Source organism: Comamonas testosteroni TK102 (assembly GCF_000739375.1).
In the GTDB taxonomy this organism is placed as follows: Bacteria; Pseudomonadota; Gammaproteobacteria; order Burkholderiales; family Burkholderiaceae_C; genus Comamonas; species Comamonas brasiliensis.
On record NZ_CP006704.1, the window covers coordinates 666,621 to 689,413 of the forward strand.

The window sequence follows — 22,793 nt, forward strand, 5'->3', positions numbered from 1 at the left end:
TGGTCAGACCACGTCGCGGTCCAGGCTTTCCTGCCCGGAGCCCGCCGCGCTGATCCGTGTCGACTCGGGTCGCATGGGCATGGTGGAGGGGCTGTGCTGCCTCTCGGGCTGCTGGGTGGCATCCATCACCTGGTCGCGCCCGCCGCTCTTGGCGCTGTAGAGCGCGCTGTCGGCCGCTTTGATCCATTCGGTCACCGAGCCGAAACTGTCATCGGCTGCGGCAACGCCGATGCTTGCGCTGATCTGCAGCTGCGGATAATCGCGAACGCGTATCTGGGCAATTTTTTCGCAAATGCGCATGGCCACGGAATATGCCTCCCTGGCCGTGGTGTGCTTGCACAGCACGGTGAATTCATCGCCGCCATAGCGCCCTGCAATATCGTTGCTGCGCAGACTGTTTCTAATGGCCAGCCCGATCAGCTTCAAAACATCGTCGCCCACAATATGACCGTACAAATCGTTCACGCTTTTGAAACGGTCGATGTCAATCACCAGCAGACAGGTCTGCTCCTTGACGCTGCGGTGCTGGTGCAGGGCGGCACGGGCCTTTTTCCACCAGTAATCGCGGCTGTATACCGTGGTCAGCGGATCGATGCGCCCCAATAGCTTGAGCTGGAGATTCTGCCGGGCCAGAGTCTTGAGCATGCGGCTGTTGGACCAGCTGGCATAGGCGCTGTGCATAACGATCAGCGGCAGCAGGCTCAGCTGCACTGCCAGCGGCGCATCCCATTGCGGGCTGGGCGTGATGGCCAGGCTCATGAAAAACATGCCGCACAGCAGTGCGATCAGGGATGGCAGCCAGCGGCGCTTCAATCCGGTATAGAAGCGGTCGGCCACGCCTATGGCCAGAATGCAGATGCCGGGCAGCAGACTCCAGTGCATCAGAGCGATCCAGCAACCGACGATCAGCGCATCGATCAGGGAGTTGAAATACTCCGCTTGGAACTGATCCTGTTGCCGGCTTGAATGCAAGAAAGCAATATGTGGCCACGCCAGTGCACTTACCGCCGTGAATGCCCACCAGGCGAGATTGGTCGGGAGATATGACAGGCTCGCAGCTACCACTGCTCCGCCCAGTGCCATATAAGAGGCGCGCAGAGGATAGGTGCGTCGGTGAATATCTCGATGCAAGGGCATCTGGTGGATTTGGCTTAAGTCAAGATCGCGAGAATAATCGAATTAATACAATTTGTATCAAATATTAAGGCGCCTGCGCGGCATCTACACCACACATTGCGGTTCAAGAATAAAGGCGTGCAAGTCCCTAATGATGAGGGGCTGGCAAAGGCAGTTCGGTACTGAATTTGGCGCGTTTGAGACTGAAGAAGGCTTTGACATTGCGCACATTGGCGTCCTGCGTGAACAGCTTCTGGCTCAAGGCCAGATAGGCTGGCATGTCGGTGCTGGCCACGACGAGGACGAAGTCGGGGCCGGGAGAGACGCGCCAGCATTGCTGCACGCCGGGCTCGGCAACGGCTTTGTGCTCGAATTGCAGCAGCGAGGCGCTGTCCTGCCGGTCCAGCGAGACTTCCACAATGGCCTGCAGCCCATGGCCGGTGAAGCGCGCAATGTGTTCGCTGCTGAGGATGGCGACCTGTTTCTCGATCAGACCCAGCTCCTGCAGCCGCTTGACCCGGCGCAGGCAGGTGGCGGCAGACAGCTCCAGCAGCCGGGCCAGGGCCTGGTTGCTCAGGCTGGCATCCCGCTGCAATTGCTGCAGTAGCTGGAGGTCGATGTGGTCCAGATTGATGGAATTTTCATTCATTTTTATGAATTTTATTGAATAAAAATTCAAACTGCAGTAATGGTGAAATTTTTAGTCATTTTTAAAATTTTATTGAGTGAAAATTTTTCATTGCAGCAGATAGCATGCTCGCTCAATCAACCTAAGGTGTACCTCTATGTGTGGCATTGTTGCTGCGGTTTCTCATCGCAATATCGTTCCGGTTCTGGTCCAGGGTCTGCAGCGACTGGAGTACCGCGGTTATGACTCCTGTGGGGTGGCGGTGCAGGCCGCGGACACCAACGGCCTGAGCCTCGGGCTGCAGCGTGCGCGTTCCACAGCCCGCGTGGCCGAGCTGATGGAGCAGGTCAAGACCGAACATGTGGAAGGTTTCACCGGCATTGCCCATACCCGCTGGGCCACCCATGGCGAGCCTGCGGTGCGCAATGCCCATCCCCATTTCAGCCATGGCCCCGGCATCTCGGCCGTGGCCGATACCGATGCACCGGCACGCGTGGCCCTGGTGCACAACGGCATCATCGAGAACTACGAAGCCTTGCGTACCGAGCTGCAGGCCAAGGGCTATGTATTTGCCAGCCAGACCGACACCGAGGTCATTGCTCACCTGGTGGACAGCCTCTATAGCGGCGATCTTTTCGAAGCCGTGCAGGCCGCGACAGCCCGTCTGCATGGTGCTTACGCGATTGGCGTGATGCACCGGGACGAGCCCCAGCGTGTGGTCGGCGCCCGCGCCGGCTCCCCGCTGATTTTGGGTGTGGGCAAGGACGGCGGCGAGCATTTCCTGGCCAGCGACGCGATGGCGCTGGCGGGCGTCACCGATCAGATCGTGTATCTGGAAGAGGGCGACCTGATCGATCTGCAGCCGGGACGCTACTGGGTCATCAGCAGGAGCGGCGAGCGCCTGACGGAGCAGCAGCGTCCGGTCAGGACCGTGATGGCACACAGCGGCGCAGCCGAGCTGGGCCCTTATCGCCACTACATGCAAAAGGAAATCTTCGAGCAGCCGCGCGCACTGGGCGATACGCTGGAGGGCTTGAAGAACATTGCCCCCGAGCTGTTTGACGGGGTCACTTCGGAAGGCAAGACCGGTGCTGCTGCCTGGCGCGTGTTCAAGGAGATCGACCGGGTCCTGATTCTGGCCTGCGGCACCAGCTATTACAGCGGCTGCACGGCCAAGTATTGGATCGAGGCGATTGCCGGCATTCCCTGCAATGTGGAAGTGGCCAGCGAGTACCGCTACCGCACCAGCGTGCCCGATCCCAAGACCCTGATCGTGACCATCAGCCAGTCGGGCGAGACGGCCGATACATTGGCGGCCCTGCGCCATGCCCAGAGCCTGGGCATGAAGCACAGCCTGACCATCTGCAATGTGGCCACCAGCGCCATGGTGCGCGAGTGCGAGCTGGCCTATATCACCCGGGCCGGCGTGGAGATCGGCGTGGCATCGACCAAGGCCTTCACCACGCAGCTGGCCGGCCTGTTCCTGCTGACGCTGGCGCTGGCCCAGTCCAAGGGACGCCTGACGGAAGAGAAGGAGCAGCAGTATCTGACGGCCATGCGCCATCTTCCCGTGGCCCTGCAATCCGTGCTGGCACTGGAGCCGCAGATCATCAGCTGGGCCGAAGACTTTGCGAAGAAGGAAAACGCACTGTTCCTGGGTCGCGGCATTCACTACCCCATCGCTCTGGAAGGCGCGCTCAAGCTCAAGGAAATCAGCTACATCCACGCCGAGGCCTATCCCGCCGGCGAGCTCAAGCATGGCCCGCTGGCACTGGTGGACAGCCAGATGCCTGTGGTCACCGTGGCGCCCAACGACGAACTGCTGGAAAAGCTCAAGAGCAATATGCAGGAAGTGCGTGCGCGCGGCGGTGTTCTCTATGTGCTGGCCGATGCCAAGACCAATATCGAAAGCAGCGAAGGCATGCATGTGATTCGCATGCCCGAGAACTATGGTGCGCTGAGCCCCATCCTGCACGTGGTGCCGCTGCAGCTGCTGGCCTATCACACGGCGGTGGCACGCGGCACCGATGTGGACAAGCCGCGCAACCTGGCCAAGTCGGTCACGGTGGAATAAGCAGACGGTCTCTGCCGCGAAAAGCGTTCCTGGCTGAAGTCGCAGTTTCAGGCGACCCGGGAAAGTTTTTCTCGATGAAATCCAGGTGGAGCTGATGTCGGCTGCATCGCTAAATGGATGAAAAGCGCTCGTTGGAGCGCTTTTTCTATTGGGCGTCGGATGGGCTCGGCAGGTCAAGCTTCGGCCATCGGGTTGATTCAGGAGTGCATGGTGTTCTTCAACAAGTCTCAGGCACCGGCATCCGCATGTTCGTGTGCTACTGACCGGCTCTCAATCTGTGTCGATGCCTGCAACCAGCACAAAGGCAATACGAGCAGGTTTACCGGAGCGGTTGGCCCAGGCATGGTTGGTTCCACGCTGAATCAGAACATCGCCCGCTCGCAGCACGGTCTCTTCCTTATCCATGATGGCAATCAGCTCTCCTTCCAGCATGAGCGCGTAGTCCACGGAGTCCGTGCGATGCATGCCAGGATGCTCGCCGGGCTGAACATTTCGATGGGCATCGCCATACATGCGTGAAAACGTCGCATTCAAAGCAGCCTGAAGTTCCTGAGGGTCGGCGGGCTCGGCAGGAATATCCAGAATGCGTAGCACGGTACCAAGCGGCGGGGGCGCAACGCCCTGATGCAGATGAATGGTGTCGGGTGAGCCGATGTTTGCAGGGGCCGCATCAGTTCGCCATAGATTGGTGATGCGATATCCGGGACGTTCCGGCACGAAGCGGATTGCGGGCGATGGGCCATCTTCGGCCAGATAGGAACGTCCTTGCTCATCGTTGGCAGTGACGACGCGGCGAATGGGCGCTGGGGTTGTGTAGTTGCTCATGAGCTGACTGTGATGGATGGATTAGTTGGTGCCGGCATTGCGCTTGGCTGCCTCGCCCTGCTTGCGAAACTCGGTGGTAATGCGCTTTTCCCATTGCTGACGGCTTTGGTAGTGCACGACCTGATCACCGCTTTGGGCAATGCGTTTGACCGATTCAGACTTGGTGGCTTTGGCACAGGCATCGTCAAGCTTTGCCAGTGCGGCCTCAGGAACCCCACGGGGAACAAAGAGGCCTGCAAAAGAGTCTTCCTGCACCTTCATGCCCAGTTCCTTGAAGGTGGGAGTGTCGGGAAACGCGGGATGACGATGTTCCGAAGTAACGGCCAACAGCCGCAACTTGCCGGCACGAACCTGAGGTGCAGCAGAGGCTGCAATGCTGCTGACAAAGTCCAGGCGCCCTGCCAGCAATTCCTGGATCGAACCCGCATCACCCTTGTATGGGATGTGATTGAGTTGTAGCTTCTGGTCTCGCTCGAGCTGATCTATGGCTAGAAAAGGGGCCGAGTTGGGGTCGGGAGAGCCGTAGTTCAGTGATTTCTGTTTGGCGGCGGCAATCAACTCCGCGATCGTTTTGTAGGGGCTGTCGGCACGCACGCTTACTCCCAGAATGTTCTCGGTCACCCCGCACAGCGGTTGCACGGCATCAGGACTTAGCTTGAGTCCCTTGACGTAATGCGGTTGGATGGTGATGGGCGTCATGGGGGTAAAAGCCATGGTCAAGCCGTCGGCGGGAGATTGGGCCAGCACATTCATTCCAATGACGCCGGAGCCTCCCTCACGCGAGATCACGACGATGCTTTGACCCAGCTGCTTGTGCATTTCCTCCGCCAGAGTCCTGGCCATGACATCGGTCGAGCTTCCTGCGGCCCAGGGATTGATGATGGTCAGTGGCCTATGCGGAAAATTCTCCTGCGCCTGGAGCGAGCCGACTCCCAGGTAAGTGAGCCCCATCACGAGGGAGGGTGCATGGCGCCAGATGTTCATTGTTTGTCTCCTTGTATTTCTGAATTCAGTCAGTCGACTGAATGAATGTTGATGCAAAAATGGAGACTACGCAAGAGGACGATCACGTGACCTCACTATCATTCGCAGTCATGAGAAAAACTGCCTCCGTTGATGTTCCCGCCGTATCGGGGAGAAGGGCTGCCCTGCGCCAAGCCGAACAGGCGGAAGTCACTTCTTCGGGAGTTGACAGGCCACGTGCCCAAGCAAGGCAGCGCATGCTGTGCGCGGCTGAAAAATTGTTTGCGCAGCATGGTTACGCTGGGACATCGTTAAGAGCGGTGATGGCTGAAGCAGACGTGGATACGGGGGCGATTCACTATCATTTCAAGAACAAGCTGGGCTTGCTCAAGGCTCTTTTCGAAGAGCGCGTGCAACTGGTCAATGCGCAGAGAGAAGCCTTGCTGGCGCAACTTGAACAGCGTCATGCGAACGAGCCTCCGAGCATTGAAGAAGTGCTTCGGGCGTTCATTGCTCCGGCATTGCGCACTGCATATGGCTCGGACGAGTCCTCGTTCAACCGGGTGGCTGCCCTGTGTTCGGTGGATCCCCTGAAGGAAGTCCGAGAGGTCGTATTCAAAGCGTATGACAAAACCGCTCTGAGGTTCGCCTTGTTGCTGCGTCGCGTGACACCTCATCTGAGTGAGACGGAGTTTCAGTGGCGCCTGGAGTGCATGTATGGTGCGATGATGTATATCCGCTCAGACAATGGGCGTGTCAGCCATATGCTCAACGACAGGCATCGGAGTGATCCGGTGGAAAAGGTGATTGAGCAGTTGATTGCTTTCACGGCGGCAGGGTTCGCGGGATCGCAGATGGCGTGAGATGACGCATCGACAAGGTTGAGCGAGAGCTCAAAGCTTTGACGGCAGGCGGTGGGATGGATGGGAAAAGGAATGGACGCCGCATGAATCTTGGGTCTGTGCCTGCGGCACCCATTCGCAGGAATGAAAAAGCGCTCCATGGGAGCGCTTTTCTGTGTTGGCATGGCAGGTGGATGGCTGGCTTCAGCGCAGGCTAGACTCCTGCCGCTTTGAAGACCCGGCGCAGTACCTGCATGGGCAGAAACTTCACGCGGCGGCGTTTGAGTTCATGTCGGTAGAGGCGCTCCCTCTCAATGAAGTTGATTTTTTCTTTCATTGCGATGTGTCTGGATGGCTAACCCGACTAATCTAACAGCGTAGTGCGCATTTTCCGTAACACCCTGTCAGAGGGATTCGGCATTCACATCCCGGCGCTGAAACCTACATGTTCTGGCATGCATGCAGCCATACTGGTTCGCTCTGCACAAACGCCCCTTTCGGGGCGTTTGTGCAGAGCGAACTTGCTTACATATTATTGGGCAGCACGGTCACGATCTGCGGAAAGAACCACAGTATCACGAGCGCCAGCACCATCAGCAGGAAGTACGGTGCGCAGACGCGGGCCAGATAGGTGATCTGCTTGCCCGTCATGCCCTGGAGCACGAACAGGTTGAAGCCTACCGGTGGCGTGATCTGGGCGGTCTCCACCGTGATCACGAGGAAGATGCCGAACCATAGTGGGTCGATGCCTGCGGCCTGGATGATGGGCAGAACCACGCTGGAGGTCAGCACAATGGTGGAGATGCCGTCCAGAAAGCAGCCTATGAGAATGTAGAACAGCCCCAGCACCGCAATCAGCATGGCGGGCGAGAGGTTCAGGCTGCCCACGTATTCGGCCAGCTGGCGTGGCAGGCCGATATAGCCCATGGACAAGGTCATGAAGGCTGCACCGGCGAGGATCAGCGCAATCATGCAGTACAGGCGGGTGGCTCCGAACAGCGATTCCTTGAAGTTCTTCCAGGTCAGAGCTCCTTGCAGGGCCGACAGAATCAGCGCTCCCGTCACGCCTATGCCGGCCGCTTCGGTGGCGGTGGCAATGCCGCTGTAAATGCTGGCAATCACACCCGAGATCAGCAGCACGACGGGGATCAGGTGCCGCGACTCGTAGACTTTTTGCCTGAAGCTCATGGAGCTGTCGGCCTTGGGCACCTTGTCCGGGTTCATCAAGGCCCAGATCATGATCCAGCCGCTGAACATCAGTGCCAGCATGATGCCCGGCAGCACGCCTGCCATGAAGAGCTTGGAGATCGACAGCTCGGCCGACACGCCATAGACGATCAAGATGATGGATGGGGGGATCAGCAGGCCCAGCGTGGCGGGGCCGCCCAGCGAGCCGATCACCATGTTCTCGGGATAGCCGCGCTTGCGCAGCTCGGGCACATTCATCTTGCCCACGGTGGCGCAGGTGGCGGCCGAGGAGCCGGACACCGCAGCAAAAATCGTGCAGCCGATGACATTGGTGTGCAGCAGGCGGCCCGGCAGCGCGTTGACCCAGGGTGCCAGACCGCGAAACATGCTCTCGGACAAATTGGTGCGGTAGAGAATCTCGCCCATCCAGACAAACAGCGGCAAAGCCGTCAAGGTCCAGCTGCTGGCAGAGCTCCAGATGGTCATGGCCATGGCATCGCCCGCAGCGCGCGCGGTGAAGAACTCCATGCCGAACCAGGCAACGCCCGCCAGCGTCAGTCCGACCCAGACGCCCCCGCCAAGCAGGACCAGCAGCACCACGATCAGTGCAATGCTTGCGGTGATTTCATTCATGAGGGGTTCCCTCCTTCTCTGCCGCCTTGCGTTTGCCCAGCAGCTCCAGCACCAGTTCGTCACAGAACGCGATGAAGAAAACAATCGTGCCCAGAGCCATGAAAATCTGCGGAATCCACAGCGGTGTGGCGTCGATGCCCACGGAGATGTCTTCGATCTCCCAGGACTGCCAGACCAGCCGTGTGGAATAGAAAGCCAGAAAAGCCGAAAGAAGGGTGGCGACGCCCAGGGCGGTCAGCTCCAGCGCCTTGTAGGCTTGGCCCTTGAGCGCACCCAGCAGCAAGGTGACGCGGATATGTTCACCTTTCTTCAAGGTGCTGGCCAGGGCCATGAAGCCGGCACCTGCCATGGCGTAGCCTGCATAGGCGTCGGTGCCAGGGGCGCTGAAGCCAAAAAGCCGGCTGGTGATGGTCAGCAGCACCATCGCCAGCACGCCGATCATGGCGATGCCGGCAAGCCAGGCACTGCCTTCATATAAACCATTGAGTAACTTGCGCATGCTTGTCTTCCTGAGCGGATGAGGTCATCGGCCACCCGCCCCGAATGCCGGGGCCGGGCGAGCCGATGCAATCTGCGCCTTACTTGCCAGCCCTGTAGCCGTCGAGAATGGCCTGGCCGTCAGCGCCGGCCTTGTCCGTCCATTCCTTGATCACGGTCGCACCGATCTTGCCCAGGTCTGCCTTGAGCTGGGCGGAGGGCTGCTCGACCTGCATGCCGCCTTGCTTGAGGGCGGCAATCGAGCGCGCATCCACTTCCCTGGACTCTTTCCAGCCGCGCTGCTCGGCGGCGGCAGCGGCCTTGAGCACGGCCTCCTGCGTGCTCTTGTCCAGTGCGCCGAAGGCCTTCTTGCTCACGGTCACGGCATTCTTGGGAATCCAGGCCTGCACGTTGTAGTAGTACTTCAGGCTTTCAAACAGCTTGTTGTCGGCACCGGTTGCGCTGGAGGTGATCAGGCCATCCACCACGCCGGTCGCCAGAGCCTGGGACAGCTCGGCCTCCTGCACGGTCACGGGCTGGGCGCCGATCAGCTCGCCAATGCGGGCTGTGGTCGGGGAGTAGACGCGCCACTTCATGCCCTTGAGATCGGCCGCGGAGTTGACGGGCTTCTTGGTGTAGATGCCCTGGGGCGGCCAGGCCACGGAATACAGCAGCACCTGTCCCTGCTTGTCCAGCAGCTTTTGCAGTGTGGGCTTCTGGGCCTGGTAGAGCTTGTAGGCATCGTCATAGTTGCTCACCAGGAACGGGAGTCCATCGACACCGAAGATCTGCGACTCATTCTGAAAGCTCACCAGAAAGAATTCGCCCATCTGTGCATTGCCGGTCTGCACGGCACGCTTGATTTCGGGCATCTTGAACAGCGATGCACCAAAGTGCGGCGTGATCTTGAGCTTGCCGCCCGTGGCGGCATCCACATCCTTCACGAACAGTTCGTTGTTCTTGGAGTGAAAGTTTCCTGGTCCGTATGCGGTGGCGAAATCCCACTTGGTTTGTGCCATGGCATGACCGGCAATGCCGATGCCGGCGAGCAAGGTGGCGGTGGCGCAGAAAAAGCGACGCTTCATGAAAACTCCTCGGATAAGAGATGCGGACGAATGAACTCAGGCAAGAGTTGTGCCAAAAGTAGCATTTGTCTCAACAAACATCCATGAGGGATTTCAACGAGTTTTATGAAGCGTAGGGCGTTGTCTTTATGGTCTCTAGTGGGGAGTGAAGGATTGTTGAACAAAAATGGTCAGGGAGCCTTGATTCCTGCTTCTGCCAGACGCCGTGCATAGGCGGCCAGAATGATGCGCTCCGAGTGCACCAGATAGGCACTGAGTTCCTGCGCCGCCTCTGCGGGCCTGCCGGCTTCGAAGATCTGCAAGATCTTCAGGTTCATGCTCACATAGGGTGCATGCAGAAAATGCGGGTCGCGCAGCAGGCCGAAGGCCAGGCGCAGCTCCGCCAGCAGGTGCGAGAACATCTCGTTGAGGCGTTCGCTGTCGGCCAGGGCCACGATGGCTTTGTGAAACGCCATATTGGCGGTACCCACCTCGGACCAGTCCTCGGTCTCGCTGTGCCGCTGGCCGCTTTCCACGGCCTCGCGCATCCGCGTCAGTGCAGGGTGCATGGGGTAAGCCTGTGCAAGGGCCTGGCACTCGATCATGCGCCGCACGCGATAGATATCGATGATGGACGCCATGCTTGGCACGGCCACCGATACGCCCTTGTTGGGCTCATGCACCAGCAGACCTTCCTTGGTCAGCATGCGGAACACCTCGCGCAAGGTGTTGCGCGAAATATCCAGCGCTTCGCTGAGTGCCGCTTCGGACAGGCGCTGGCCCGGGCTCAGCACGCCCTTGACCAGCTGGCTGCGTATTTCTTCGGCGATGCGTTCGGTCAGATTCTGGACCTCTGCTGCGACTTTCATGGCATTCCCTTTTTGCTGTCGCCAGAGTGTAGCCATCGTTCTGTTGACTCAGAGAAGTCGAGAAGATTGGCGATACCTAGGGTTTGCTCTATTACAAAGTCTATTTGTTCTGCAAACAATTTCATTTGTGGAATCAATCTAAATAGATTGTTCAACAATTAGGGGAATGAGGCAGGTCTGAAACAGAGCTGCCCAGCCTTCCTCAAAAGAGCTGGGCGGGTTGCTGCGAGCGTTCCCGTCTTTGGTAGGGCCCGCCGCGCAGCGGATCAGGGCGTGATTTCCGGAGGCTTCCATGCCTGTAGACGTAAACCTGTGGCCGCTGATCGGCGTGCTCATCATCATTGCCGGCTTTGCGCTGCGCTTTAATCCCATGCTGGTGGTCATCGTGACCGCCATCGGCACTGCCTTCGCGGCGGGCTTTCCGCTGGACAAGGTGCTGGCCGCCATCGGGGCCGGCTTCATCAAGACCCGCAATCTGCCGCTCATCATCTTGCTGCCGCTGGCCGTGATCGGCCTGCTGGAGCGCCATGGCCTGCGTCAGCATGCGCAAAACTGGATCAGCTCCATCAAGTCGGCCACTGCCGGCCGCCTGCTGATCGTCTACCTGGCAGCGCGTCAACTTACCGCTGCCATCGGCCTGACCAGCCTGGGCGGTCATCCCCAGATGGTGCGTCCGCTGCTGGCGCCCATGGCCGAAGGCGCGACGGAAAGCCGTTACGGCAAGCTGTCGGTCAAGGTGCGCGAGAAGCTGCGCGCCATGTCGGCTGCCACGGACAACGTGGGCCTGTTCTTTGGTGAAGATATCTTCGTGGCCTTTGGCGCGATCGTGCTGATGACCACCTTCCTGAAGGAGGCCGGAATCGAGGTCGAACCGATCCATGTCGCGCTGTGGGGCATTCCAACGGCCATCTCGGCCTTCGCCATCCATGCCTTGCGCCTGCATCGCCTGGACAGGCAGCTGGCGCGTGAAATTGCTGCGGAAAAGAAAGCCGCCCAGGGAGAACAGGCATGACCATCACCATTCAATACCTGTACTACCTCGTCGGCCTGGTGCTGGCGGTGACGGCCGTGATGACGCTGCGCGACGGCAGCAACCCGCGCCGTTTCTCGGCGGGCCTGTTCTGGGCGCTGTATGCGCTGGTGTTCCTCGTTGGCGATCTGCTGCCGCCCGTATGGGTGGGGGCGGTGGCGGTCGTCATGGCCCTGATTGCCGGTTTCGGCGGCGTGATGGGCGGCAAGCATCAGCCGCGCACCGATGCACAGTACCTGGAAAGCGCCAGGCGCCTGGGCAACAAGCTGTTCGTGCCGGCGCTGGCCATCCCGCTGATCACCATGGTGGGCACGCTGTCGGCCAAGCATCTGGTCTTTGGCGGCACTCCTCTGATCGACCCCAAGAACAGCACCCTGGTCAGTCTGGGCATCGGCTGCGTGATCGCGCTGGTGCTGGCCTGCAAGATGACGCGCGAGACTCCCGTGCAGGGCCTGCGCGAGTCGCACCGCCTGATCGATGCACTGGGCTGGGCCCTGGTGCTGCCGCAGATGCTGGGCATGCTGGGTCTGGTGTTTTCGGATGCCGGTGTGGGCAAGGCCGTGGCCTATGTGACCACCACCTACATCAATATGGATGTGCGCTTTGTGGCCGTGGCCGTGTATGTGATCGGCATGGCGCTGTTCACCGTCATCATGGGCAATGGCTTTGCGGCCTTTCCGGTGATGACCGGCGGTGTGGGCGTGCCCGTGCTGGTTGGCGTCTACCATGGTGACCCGGCCGTGATGGCGGCAGTCGGCATGTTGTCGGGCTACTGCGGCACCTTGCTGACGCCCATGGCGGCCAACTTCAACCTGGTGCCCGCAGCACTGCTGGAAATTGACAAGAATGCCGTCATCCGTGCGCAGGTTCCCACGGCCATCACGCTGCTGATCGTCAATGTGTTCCTGCTCAACTTCCTGATGTTCCGATAAGAGAGAGTTGCCATGACTGAGGCTGCCCACCGAATCCTGCTGACCGGCTTTGAGCCCTTCGACAAAGATAGCGTCAACCCCTCGTGGGAAGTGGCGCGCGCGCTGAACGGCGAGCTGATTGCGGATGGCGTGGTGCATTCCGTGCAACTGCCCTGCGTGTTCGGTGCGGCCATGGAGGCGCTCGACGAGGCGCTGGCCAGGCTGCAGCCCACGCTGATCATCAGCCTGGGGCTGGCCGGCGGGCGCACTGAAATCACGCCGGAGCGTGTGGCCATCAATATCGACGATGCCCGCATTCCGGACAACGCGGGCCATCAGCCCGTCGACCAGTCCGTGGTGCGCGATGCGCCCGCTGCCTACTTCTCGACCCTGCCCATCAAGGCCATGGTGCGCCATCTGCGGGACGCGGGCATTCCGGCTGCGGTGTCGAACACGGCGGGCACTTTTGTCTGCAACCATGTGTTCTATGCCCTGATGCACAGGCTGTCGCGCCGTGCGGGCCCTGGCGTGCGCGGCGGCTTTATTCACATACCCGCGCTGCCGCAGCAGGCCGCGCGCCAGCCAGGCATGGCCAGCATGGCGCTGGAGACACAGATTCAGGGCATCCGCACAGCCATTCATACGGCCATGACGGTGCAGCAGGATTTGCAGGAACACGCAGGTCAGCTGCATTGATGCCGACCGGGAGAAGAATGATGAAAATGGATTTGAACAGCGATCTGGGCGAGAGCTTCGGCGCCTGGCGCATGGGCGATGATGCGGCCATGCTGGACATCGTCAGCAGCGCCAATGTGGCCTGCGGCTTTCATGCCGGCGACGCGGCCGGGATACTGGCCACGCTCAGGGCCGCCAAGGCGCGCGGCGTGGTCGTGGGCGCGCATGTGGCCTACCGCGACCTGTCGGGTTTCGGGCGCCGCAACATGGATGTGGCCAGCGGCGATCTGGTGGCCGACGTGATCTATCAGATCGGCGCTCTGCAGGGCCTTGCGCAGGCTGCCGGCACCAGCGTCCAGTATGTCAAGCCGCACGGCGCGCTCTACAACACCATTGCCCAGGACAAGCGTCAGGCCATGGATGTGATCAATGCCATCAAGGCCATCAATCCCAGGCTGGTGCTGATGGCGCTGGCCGGGGCGCCCCTGATCGAGTGGGCCCGCGATGCCGGCCTCAGCGTGGTGGCCGAGGCCTTTGCCGATCGCGGATACACGCCCGATGGCGCCCTGGTCTCGCGCCGCGAGCCCGGTGCCGTGCTGCACGACGAAAACCTGATCGCCGAGCGCATGCTGACCCTGGTGCGTGAGGGAGTGATCGAGGCCGTGGACGGAACTCTGGTGCGTGTGCAGGCCGACTCCATCTGCGTGCATGGCGACAGCCCCGGTGCCGTGGCCATTGCGCGCAACATCCGCCAGCGCTTCGAGCAGGAGGGCGTGCAGATCACCTCCTTTGTGGACACCGCGCCATGAGTGCCATGCGCTTTTTGCCCGTCAACCGCCACGCCATCCTGGTGGAGCTGGCCGACCTGCAGCAGACGCTGGTGCTGCTGGGGGCCCTGCAGGCTAGTCCCATTGAAGGCGTGCAGGAGCTGGTGCCTGCTGCGCGCACCATTCTTGTACAGTTTGCGCCCCATATCATCGGCGCGGCGCAGCTGGTGCGGCGCATTGCCGCCTGCGATCTGAGCGGCAGCGTGCAGCGCTCGGACGTGCTGGTGCAGATTCCCGTGCGCTATGACGGCGAGGATCTGGCCGAAGTCGCCCAGATACTGGGCCTCACGGCCGAAGAGGTGGTGCGCCGCCACACGGGCAGCGAATGGTCGGTGGCCTTTACCGGCTTTGCGCCGGGCTTTGCCTATCTGAGCGGCGGCGACCCCGTCTTCAATGTGCCGCGCCGGGCCACGCCACGTACCAAGGTGCCTGCGGGCGCCGTGGCGCTGGCCGGCAGCTTCAGCGCGGTCTACCCCCAGGCCAGCCCCGGCGGCTGGCAGATCATCGGCGTGACCGATGCCGCGATGTGGGATCTGGCGCGCGACCTGCCGGCCTTGCTGCAGCCCGGCTACCGCGTGCAGTTTGTCGATATTGCTACGCAAACAGAAGCTGCCAGCGCTCTATCCAGTTCGATTTCAGCTAGTAAAGTAGATGAAATCAATAAGGGTCGAACGCAAGCAGCTACGAATTTAAAAGCAAATGCTGCGGCCTTGCGTGTGCGCGCCACAGGCCTGCTCACGTTGTTTCAGGATAGAGGTCGCCATGGCCAGGCCGGCCAGGGCGTTTCGGCCTCGGGTGCCATGGATCAGGCGGCGTTCAAGGCGGCCAACCGGCTGGTCGGCAATGCCAGCCAGCAGCCGGTGCTGGAGACGGTAGGCGGTGGCCTGTCGCTGCAAAGCGTGGGCGAGAACGTAGTGGCCGTGACCGGCGCGGACGCTCCTCTCAGCATCACCACGGCCGACGGGCGCCGCTGGTCTGCGCCGCGCTGCGCCGCGATTGCGCTGGCCGATGGCGACACGCTGAGCCTGGGCCAGCCCGTGGCCGGTGCCCGCTGCTATGTGGCGGTGCGCGGCGGCTACGAAGTGGCTCCCGTGCTGGGCAGTGCTTCGACGGACACCCTGGCCCATGTCGGGCCGCCCGCTCTGCAAACTGGGCAGTTGCTGGCGGTGCTGCCGGCCCCCCATGCCGTGGTGGCCGAGCTGGCCCTGCCGCAGCAGGAGCTGCCGGCCCCGGACGGCGAAGTGTTGCTGGATGTGGAACTGGGGCCGCGTACCGACTGGTTCACGCCCGAGGCCGTAGCCTTGCTGGCCGTCCAGCGCTGGCAGGTCACGTCCCAGTCCAATCGCGTGGGCCTGCGACTGGCCGGAGAACAGGCGCTGACGCGCGCCGTGAGCAGCGAGCTGCCCAGCGAAGGCACGCCGCTGGGGGCCATCCAGGTTCCCGCCAGCGGCCAGCCCGTGCTGTTTCTGGCCGACCATCCGCTGACCGGCGGCTATCCCGTGATCGGCTGCGTGGCACCTCATCATCTGGATCTTGCGGGACAGATTCCCGTAGGGGCCTGGATTCGTTTCAACCCCATCCGCACCTTTGCAGAGCTGGTGCCTGCAGTCGCGGAGCGAGGAGTGACTTGATGAAAAAAGCTCTGATTGCCAATCGTGGCGAAAACAGCTGCGCAGCAGGCGGCGGCGGTCTCGCATCCCTGTCTTACGCTTGCTGAGGTGGCAACCATGATGACCAAAGTTCTGATGGCCAACCGTGGCGAAAACAGCTGCGCAGCAGTTGTTTCACCAGATTGCCGGGCCTGCGCAGCAGGCGGCGGCGGTCTCGCATCCCTGTCTTACGCTTGCTGAGGTGGCAACCATGATTACCAAAGTTCTGATTGCCAACCGTGGCGAAAACAGCTGCGCAGCAGTTGTTTCACCAGATTGCCGGGCCTGCGCAGCAGGCGGCGGTCTCGCATCCCTGTCTTACGCTTGCTGAGGTGGCAACCATGATTACCAAAGTTCTGATTGCCAACCGTGGCGAAAACAGCTGCGCAGCAGTTGTTTCACCAGATTGCCGGGCCTGCGCAGCAGGCGGCGGTCTCGCATCCCTGTCTTACGCTTGCTGAGGTGGCAACCATGATTACCAAAGTTCTGATTGCCAACCGTGGCGAGATCGCCGTGCGCATTGCACGCGCCTGTGCCGACTATGGCGTGAAATCCGTCGCCGTCTATGCCGATGCCGATATCGACGCCCTGCACGTGCGCCGTGCCGACGAGGCCTACGGCCTCCAGGGCGACAAGCCCGCCGACACCTATCTGAACATCGCCAAGCTGATTGCGATTGCCAAGCGTTCGGGCGCCGATGCCGTGCATCCCGGCTATGGCTTTCTGTCCGAGAGCGAAGCCTTTGCACAGGCCGTGCTGGATGCGGGTCTGGTCTGGATCGGCCCGCGCCCCGACACCATCGCCAAGCTGGGCGACAAGGTCGAGGCGCGCAAGATTGCGCTGCAGGTCGGTGCGCCGCTGGTGGCCGGCACGCCCGATCCCGTCAAGGATGCTGATGAAGTGCTGGCCTTTGCCCAGCAGCATGGTCTGCCCATCATCATCAAGGCTGCTTTTGGCGGCGGTGGCCGCGGCATGAAGATCGCCTGGCGCATGGACGAAGTGGCCGAGCTGTATGCATCCGCCGTGCGCGAGGCCGTGACGGCTTTCGGTCGTGGCGAATGCTTTGTCGAGCAGTTCCTCGACAAGCCGCGCCATATCGAGGCGCAGGTGATTGCCGACACGCATGGCAATGTGGTGGTGCTGGGCACGCGCGACTGTTCGCTGCAGCGTCGCAACCAGAAGCTGGTGGAAGAGGCTCCGGCCCCCTTCATCACCGATGCCCAGCGTGAACGCATTCACAGTGCGGCAAAGGCGATCTGTGCGCAAGCCGGCTATGTCAGCGCGGGAACCGTGGAGTTTCTGCTCAGCGGCAACGGCGCCATTTCCTTCCTCGAGGTCAATACCCGCCTGCAGGTCGAGCACACCGTGACCGAGGAAACCACGGGCATCGATCTGGTGCAGGAACAGCTGCGCGTGGCCGACGGTCTGCCGCTGTCCTTCACGCAGACTCCGGCACCACGGGCCCATTCCATCGAGTTCCGCATCAATGCCGAAGATGTGGGGCGCGGCTTTCTGCCCACGCCGGGTCTGATCACGCGTTTTGCCCCACCTTCGGGGCCGGGTGTGCGACTCGATTCGGGTGTCGAAACTGGCTCTGTGATCCCCGGAACGTTTGACTCCATGATGGCCAAGCTCATCGTCACGGGGGCCACGCGTGAGCAGGCCCTGGCCCGTGCCCGACGTGCGCTGGCCGAGTTCCGCATCGAGGGCGTGGCTTCGGTGCTGCCCTTTCACAAGGCCGTGCTGAATCAGGCCGACTTTGTGGGGGCTGCGGGCTTCAATGTCCACACCCGCTGGATCGAGACCGAATTTGCCGAGCCGCTGGCCGCAGCCGCCCGCGCCGAGCCCGTGGCTGACACCAGCCTGCTGCGCACCGCCATCGAGATCGACGGCCGCCGCGTGCAGCTGGGCCTGCCCGCCATGCTGCTGCAGGGACTGTCTGCGCCGGCGACCGGTGCGACCCAGGCCGCAGTGTCGCAAAACGTGGACCCCGATGCCGTCATCTCGCCGATCGCCGGCAATCTGCATGCCTGGAAGGTGGCCGATGGCGACGAGGTCAAGGAAGGCGATGTGATCGCCGTGATGGAAGCCATGAAGATGGAAATGCAGGTTTCGGCCCACAAGAGCGGCCGCATCACGCTGGCCGTGCAGCCAGGCACTGCTCAGGCCTTGAGCGCCGTGATCGCGCATATCCGGTAGGCCCGGCCAGGTCAGGTCAGGCCCGGCCAGGTCAGGCACGGCCCGCACAAAGCGCGACCTCCGTGTCGCGCTTTGTTTTTCTGGCCTTGCTGCACTCAAGCCAAACTCCGCCTGTTTGCACCCTGCCGAAAGAGGTTTTTGCCGGGGGCTTGACCTTTACATGATGTCAATCTCTACAGTGGCCTTCAACGTGAATGGAGAACGCGATGAATGCACTGACCAAAAGCGGAGCCTTTGAGCTGTCTGTGGAAGGAATGACCTGCGCTTCCTGCGTGGGCCGGGTGGAGCGGGCGCTCAAGAAAGTGCCCGGTGTGCAGGAGGCCGTGGTCAATCTGGCCACGGAAAAGGCCAGCCTCACCGTGGCCGATCCGGCGCAGGCTGCGGCCATCCTGCCGCAGGCTGTGGCGGCGATCGAAAAAGCGGGCTACGCGGTGCCCGCGCAAAGCGTGGATCTGCAGGTGAACGGCATGACCTGCGCGTCCTGCGTCGGCCGTGTGGAGCGTGCGCTCAAGAAGGTGCCCGGAGTGCAGGAGGCGGTGGTGAATCTCGCGACCGAACGTGCCAGCGTGCAGCTGCAGGGCGGCGTGACGGTGGGCGCCCTGATCGCGGCGATTGAAAAGGCCGGCTATGAAGCGCAGCCCGTGGCGCACAGCGCCGGCGCGACTGGCGAGGACGCCACAGCCCAGCGCCAGGCACAGGAGCTCGAATCGCTCAAGCGTTCCCTGATCTTTGCGACCCTGTTCGCACTGCCCGTGTTTCTGCTGGAAATGGGCGGTCACATGGTGCCCGCGTTTCACCACTGGATTGCGGGCAGCATCGGCACGCAGAACAGCTGGTACATCCAGTTCGCGCTGACGGCCGTGGTGCTGTTCGGGCCGGGGCGGCGCTTTTTCGAGAAAGGCGTGCCCGCGCTGCTGCGCGCAGCGCCCGACATGAATTCGCTGGTCGCGGTGGGCACCTCGGCGGCATTCACCTATTCGGTGGTCGCGACCTTTGTGCCGCAATGGCTGCCTGCAGGCACCGTGAATGTGTACTTCGAAGCCGCGGCCGTCATCGTGGCACTGATCCTGCTGGGCCGCTTTCTGGAGGCGCGTGCCAAGGGCAATACCTCGGAGGCCATTCGCCGCCTGGTGCAGCTGCAGGCCAAGACCGCGCGCGTGCGCAAGGGCGGCCATGTCCAGGAAATCGATATCGCCCAGGTGCGTGCCGGCGATCTGATCGAAGTGCGTCCCGGCGAGCGCATTCCCGTCGATGGTGAGGTCATTGAAGGCCGCAGCTTTGTCGACGAATCCATGATCAGCGGCGAGCCCGTGCCGGTCGAGAAGGTCGAGGGCGCCGAAGTGGTGGGCGGCACGGTCAATCAGAACGGTGCGCTGGCTTTCAGAGCCACCAAGGTGGGTGCCGATACGCTGTTGGCACAGATCATTCGCATGGTGGAGCAGGCCCAGGGCAGCAAGCTGCCGATCCAGGCGCTGGTGGACAAGATCACCATGTGGTTTGTGCCGGCCGTCATGGCCGCGGCCCTGCTGACCTTTGTCATATGGCTGATCTGGGGTCCCGACCCCGCGCTGAGCTTTGCCCTGGTCAATGCCGTGGCCGTGCTCATCATTGCCTGCCCCTGTGCCATGGGGCTGGCCACGCCGACTTCCATCATGGTGGGAACCGGGCGTGCCGCGCAAATGGGAGTGCTGCTGCGCAAGGGCGAGGCACTGCAGCAGCTCAAGGATGCCAGGGTGGTGGCGGTGGACAAGACCGGCACGCTGACCCGTGGCCGTCCCGAGCTGACCGATCTGGTGCTGGCCGACGGCTTTGAGCGCGGCGCCGTGCTGGCGCAGGTGGCTGCCGTGGAAGACCGTAGCGAGCACCCGATTGCGCGTGCCATTGTCGATGCGGCCAAGGCCGAAGGGCTGGAGATTCCGGCCATCAGCGATTTCGCATCGGTGACCGGTTTCGGCGTGCGTGCCGTGGTGCTGGGCGACCAGGTGGAGATCGGCGCCGACCGGTTCATGCGCGAAATTGGCCTGAGCGTTGACGGTTTTGCGGCCGAGGCCGAGCGCCTGGGCAGCGAAGGCAAGACGCCGCTGTATGCAGCCATCGGCGGACGGGTGGCGGCCATGATTGCCGTGGCCGATCCGATCAAGCCCACCAGCAAAGCCGCGATCGATGCCTTGCACGCTCTGGGCCTGAAGGTGGCCATGATCACCGGCGACAACCGTCACACGGCCGAGGCGATCGCCAGGCAGCTGGGCATTGACGAGGTGGTGGCCGAGGTGCTGCCCGGCGGCAAGGTCGAGAGCGTGAAGCGCCTCAAGGCCGAGCATGGCACGCTGGCCTATGTGGGCGATGGCATCAACGACGCACCGGCCCTGGCCGAAGCCGATGTGGGCATTGCCATAGGCACGGGCACCGATATCGCCATCGAGGCGGCCGATGTGGTGCTGATGTCGGGCGATCTCTCGGGTGTGCCGAATGCGATCGCGCTGTCCAAGGCCACCATGAAGAACATTGGCGAGAACCTGTTCTGGGCCTTTGCCTACAACGTGGCGCTGATACCGGTGGCGGCTGGGCTGCTCTATCCGTTCAACGGCATGCTGCTGTCGCCCGTGTTTGCCGCTGGGGCCATGGCGCTGTCCAGCGTATTCGTGCTCTCCAACGCACTGCGGCTCAAGCGCTTCAAACCCGCTCTCTGACAAGAGGGCCGGCAGCAACGGATGGACAGGCGCCGGAAGATGTTCCGGCGCTTATCCCTTGGCCAGGGCTATTGTCTGGGCAGTTGTGGCACGTCCACGAAGTCGTCAAGGCTCAGTCCTTTTTCCTGCAGCAGGGCTTCGAGCACGGGCTTGAGCCGGCCCAGGCTGGCTTCCACGGTTTCGCGCACGGTATCGACCACCACCTGGGTGCTGCGCTCGATCTCGATATTGACCAGATCGCCGACCTTCTTGTCGCCGAACACCGTCATGCGCAGGGTTTCGGGAATCAGCCAGACCTCGAACCAGCCCTCCTTGCGGTTCACCTCCGCCACCGTCAGGCTGGCGCCGTTGACGGCGATATAGCCCTTGGCAAACACATAGGGGCGAAAGGCCTCGGGAATGCCGAAGCGGATCTTGTGATTGGTCTCGGTCTGCATCACCTCCAGCAGCGGCGCCATGAAGTCCACATGGCCCGACAGCGGGTGGCCGCCAATCTCGGCACCGTCCTTGGCGGCGCGCTCCACATTGAGCGTGTCGCCGGCCTTGCAGCTGCCCAGCGTGGTGATGTTCAGGCTTTGCAGCATCACATCAAAGCTGGCGCTGGTGGGCGAGAGGTTTTCGGTCACCGTCAGGCAGACGCCGTCATGCGAGACGCTGGCGCCAATGGCCAGATCCTGGCAGAAGCCTTCGGGGAACTCCATGATGAAGGTGCGCAGGCCGTCCTGGTCGCGCAGCGCGGCAATCTTTGCCACGGCCTGAATGATGCCGGTAAACACGGGGCAGACTCTCTTATCAACAGGCGGGCGCCGGGCGCCAGCCTTGGGTCAAAACGGCTATTTTGCCTGTTTGCCCGGTAACCCGGCCAGCGTCTAGGCGAAGGTCGGTCGGCCTTCCCAGAAGCCGCTGATCAGCGCCTCGGGCTTTTTGAGCGCACGCACCCAGGCGCAGTCCGGCCAGGCCTGCATCTGCACATTCATGCCCGCAAACACGCCATAGCCCGGGCCTGCCGCGATTTCGCCAGCGGCCTGCAGGGTCTCGCCGCTGCGGATGCTGCAGGCCGCGCGGATATCGCCCTGGGCCTTGATGCCCCAGCCGGCCTGAATATGGTTGCCGCAGAGGATGGCGTCGTTGCCGGCAATGCCGTGGCCTACATCGAGCAGGCCCTGCACCTCGATGGCGCCGCCTGCTTTCAGGCCCTTGCCGCAGTGCATATCGCCTTGCACCTGCACCTCCTGGCCGATATGGGCATTGCCCTTGAGCTTTACATGGCCGCCGCCGCGCAGCTCCCAGCCACAGCGCAGGTCTTCGGCGCGCACCTCGCCTTGCACCTCCACGCTCCAGGCCGCCTTGATGCTGCCGCCGGCCTGCAGAAGTTCACTGGCAAAGATGGCGCCGCCGCATTGAATCTCTTCGCCCGCTTCGAGCTTGCCCGCCCGTATGCCGCCGCCCGCCTGCAGGCAGCGGCCTACCAGCAGCTGGCCGGTGACGCGCACATCGCCGTGCACGATCAGTGTGCCGGCATAGACGAAGTGGTCGGCCTCCAGATGCTCGAGCTCCAGCACGCTGTTGGTGGAGCCGAAGTTCTCCAGCAGCCAGCGTGCATCTTCCACACGGCCTGCGGCCACCTGGGTGTCCATGGCAGCCTGGTAGTCCCCGCCGGCCAGGTTGTTGCGCACAAACCAGCGGTAACCCATGGCACAGGGATTTTTGCCGCGCAAGAAATTTTGAGTGAGTTCCATGTCCATGGCTGACCTCCGGATCGTCCTTTGAGCAAGATGCGGTGCGCGTGGCAGTACAGGGCCGCGAAGGCGTGGACGTACCTCTCCCATGCACCAGGGAAATGCTGTTCTGGAAGGCCGTGCGGAGGATGTGAGCTGTGTGCTTCAAGCCTTCCGCACGGCGGCGGAAAGCATGGCCGTGACACCGCTCAGGCTCACGAATGCGGTGGGAATGCCATGGCGGCGGGTGTGTAGCGCACGCAGCACGCAGGCACGCGCGGACAGCTCTGCAGCAAGGGCAAAGCGGCGCAGGCGGGCGGCGGTGGACAGGTGCAGGCAGGCCATGGCAGGGAAGGTGTAAGAGCCCCGATTATGCCGCGCGGCCCGGGCTGGTGCAGATGACCCCCTGCTTGTC

The 22,793-nt window shown here is 62.1% G+C and carries 20 protein-coding genes; 9 read left to right on the top strand and 11 right to left on the bottom strand.

All coding sequences use genetic code 11. The features are described from left to right. Nucleotides 1-3 precede the first annotated feature (3 nt). Complete coding sequence (locus O987_RS02995) at nucleotides 4-1,137, bottom strand: diguanylate cyclase AdrA (RefSeq protein WP_003058968.1); 1,134 nt, start codon at nucleotides 1,135-1,137, stop codon at nucleotides 4-6. A 127-nt stretch (nucleotides 1,138-1,264) separates the two neighbouring features. Then, nucleotides 1,265-1,765, bottom strand: coding sequence for an Lrp/AsnC family transcriptional regulator (locus tag O987_RS03000; RefSeq protein ID WP_003058966.1), 501 nt, complete (start codon nucleotides 1,763-1,765; stop codon nucleotides 1,265-1,267). 136 nt (nucleotides 1,766-1,901) lie between these two features. On the opposite strand from O987_RS03000, the gene glmS reads away from it, so the two are divergent. Beyond that, complete coding sequence (glmS, locus tag O987_RS03005) at nucleotides 1,902-3,818, top strand: glutamine--fructose-6-phosphate transaminase (isomerizing) (RefSeq protein ID WP_003058965.1); 1,917 nt, start codon at nucleotides 1,902-1,904, stop codon at nucleotides 3,816-3,818. Nucleotides 3,819-4,088: 270 nt separating this feature from the next. On the opposite strand, the gene O987_RS03010 is transcribed toward glmS, so the two are convergent. After that, nucleotides 4,089-4,643: a cupin domain-containing protein gene (locus O987_RS03010; protein ID WP_003058963.1), complete on the bottom strand. Its 555-nt coding sequence runs from the start codon at nucleotides 4,641-4,643 to the stop codon at nucleotides 4,089-4,091. Nucleotides 4,644-4,664: 21 nt separating this feature from the next. Beyond that, entirely contained in the window at nucleotides 4,665-5,627 is a 963-nt protein-coding gene (locus O987_RS03015; RefSeq protein WP_043370790.1) for a tripartite tricarboxylate transporter substrate binding protein, read from the bottom strand. Nucleotides 5,628-5,668: 41 nt separating this feature from the next. Between O987_RS03015 and O987_RS03020 the strand changes: the two genes are divergently transcribed. Continuing rightward, nucleotides 5,669-6,469, top strand: a complete 801-nt coding sequence (locus O987_RS03020; protein ID WP_019043053.1) for a TetR/AcrR family transcriptional regulator — start codon at nucleotides 5,669-5,671, stop codon at nucleotides 6,467-6,469. A 504-nt stretch (nucleotides 6,470-6,973) separates the two neighbouring features. On the opposite strand, the gene O987_RS03030 is transcribed toward O987_RS03020, so the two are convergent. The 4 genes from O987_RS03030 to O987_RS03045 all read right to left on the bottom strand — a co-directional run bounded on the left by O987_RS03030 (nucleotide 6,974) and on the right by O987_RS03045 (nucleotide 10,679). Continuing rightward, nucleotides 6,974-8,269 carry a TRAP transporter large permease gene (locus tag O987_RS03030; RefSeq protein WP_003058954.1) on the bottom strand — a complete coding sequence of 432 codons (1,296 nt, stop codon included), beginning with the start codon at nucleotides 8,267-8,269 and terminating at the stop codon, nucleotides 6,974-6,976. After that, on the bottom strand, nucleotides 8,262-8,768 hold the full coding sequence (locus O987_RS03035) for a TRAP transporter small permease (RefSeq protein ID WP_003058951.1): 507 nt from the start codon (nucleotides 8,766-8,768) through the stop codon (nucleotides 8,262-8,264). The genes O987_RS03030 and O987_RS03035 overlap by 8 nt, the downstream gene beginning before the upstream one ends. A 79-nt stretch (nucleotides 8,769-8,847) precedes the next feature. Beyond that, nucleotides 8,848-9,831, bottom strand: a complete 984-nt coding sequence (locus O987_RS03040) for a TRAP transporter substrate-binding protein (protein WP_043370792.1) — start codon at nucleotides 9,829-9,831, stop codon at nucleotides 8,848-8,850. Between the two features lie 170 nt (nucleotides 9,832-10,001). After that, entirely contained in the window at nucleotides 10,002-10,679 is a 678-nt protein-coding gene (locus O987_RS03045; RefSeq protein ID WP_003058942.1) for a GntR family transcriptional regulator, read from the bottom strand. A 292-nt stretch (nucleotides 10,680-10,971) separates the two neighbouring features. Between O987_RS03045 and O987_RS03050 the strand changes: the two genes are divergently transcribed. From O987_RS03050 to O987_RS03080, 7 genes are all read left to right on the top strand, one after another. Beyond that, a complete protein-coding gene (locus O987_RS03050; protein ID WP_003058940.1) occupies nucleotides 10,972-11,691 on the top strand; it encodes a DUF969 domain-containing protein in 720 nt (239 codons plus the stop codon). Then, on the top strand, nucleotides 11,688-12,641 hold the full coding sequence (locus tag O987_RS03055; protein ID WP_003058938.1) for a DUF979 domain-containing protein: 954 nt from the start codon (nucleotides 11,688-11,690) through the stop codon (nucleotides 12,639-12,641). The genes O987_RS03050 and O987_RS03055 overlap by 4 nt, the downstream gene beginning before the upstream one ends. A gap of 12 nt (nucleotides 12,642-12,653) precedes the next feature. Further along, complete coding sequence (gene pcp / locus O987_RS03060; protein WP_003058936.1) at nucleotides 12,654-13,316, top strand: pyroglutamyl-peptidase I; 663 nt, start codon at nucleotides 12,654-12,656, stop codon at nucleotides 13,314-13,316. Nucleotides 13,317-13,336: 20 nt separating this feature from the next. Next, on the top strand, nucleotides 13,337-14,104 hold the full coding sequence (locus O987_RS03065; protein WP_003058933.1) for a LamB/YcsF family protein: 768 nt from the start codon (nucleotides 13,337-13,339) through the stop codon (nucleotides 14,102-14,104). A gap of 5 nt (nucleotides 14,105-14,109) precedes the next feature. Continuing rightward, nucleotides 14,110-15,753: an urea amidolyase family protein gene (locus O987_RS03070; protein ID WP_043376037.1), complete on the top strand. Its 1,644-nt coding sequence runs from the start codon at nucleotides 14,110-14,112 to the stop codon at nucleotides 15,751-15,753. A 489-nt stretch (nucleotides 15,754-16,242) separates the two neighbouring features. After that, nucleotides 16,243-17,970, top strand: coding sequence for an acetyl/propionyl/methylcrotonyl-CoA carboxylase subunit alpha (locus tag O987_RS03075; protein WP_419177852.1), 1,728 nt, complete (start codon nucleotides 16,243-16,245; stop codon nucleotides 17,968-17,970). 206 nt (nucleotides 17,971-18,176) lie between these two features. Continuing rightward, nucleotides 18,177-20,660, top strand: a complete 2,484-nt coding sequence (locus O987_RS03080) for a heavy metal translocating P-type ATPase (protein ID WP_043370793.1) — start codon at nucleotides 18,177-18,179, stop codon at nucleotides 20,658-20,660. 68 nt (nucleotides 20,661-20,728) lie between these two features. Here O987_RS03080 and O987_RS03085 read toward each other — a convergent pair whose 3' ends face one another. The 3 genes from O987_RS03085 to O987_RS03095 all read right to left on the bottom strand — a co-directional run bounded on the left by O987_RS03085 (nucleotide 20,729) and on the right by O987_RS03095 (nucleotide 22,723). Next, on the bottom strand, nucleotides 20,729-21,436 hold the full coding sequence (locus O987_RS03085; RefSeq protein ID WP_003058924.1) for a riboflavin synthase: 708 nt from the start codon (nucleotides 21,434-21,436) through the stop codon (nucleotides 20,729-20,731). A 93-nt stretch (nucleotides 21,437-21,529) separates the two neighbouring features. Next, a complete protein-coding gene (locus O987_RS03090; protein WP_043376041.1) occupies nucleotides 21,530-22,399 on the bottom strand; it encodes a hypothetical protein in 870 nt (289 codons plus the stop codon). A gap of 144 nt (nucleotides 22,400-22,543) precedes the next feature. Beyond that, nucleotides 22,544-22,723, bottom strand: a complete 180-nt coding sequence (locus O987_RS03095) for a hypothetical protein (protein WP_003058919.1) — start codon at nucleotides 22,721-22,723, stop codon at nucleotides 22,544-22,546. Between the last annotated feature and the right edge of the window lie 70 nt (nucleotides 22,724-22,793).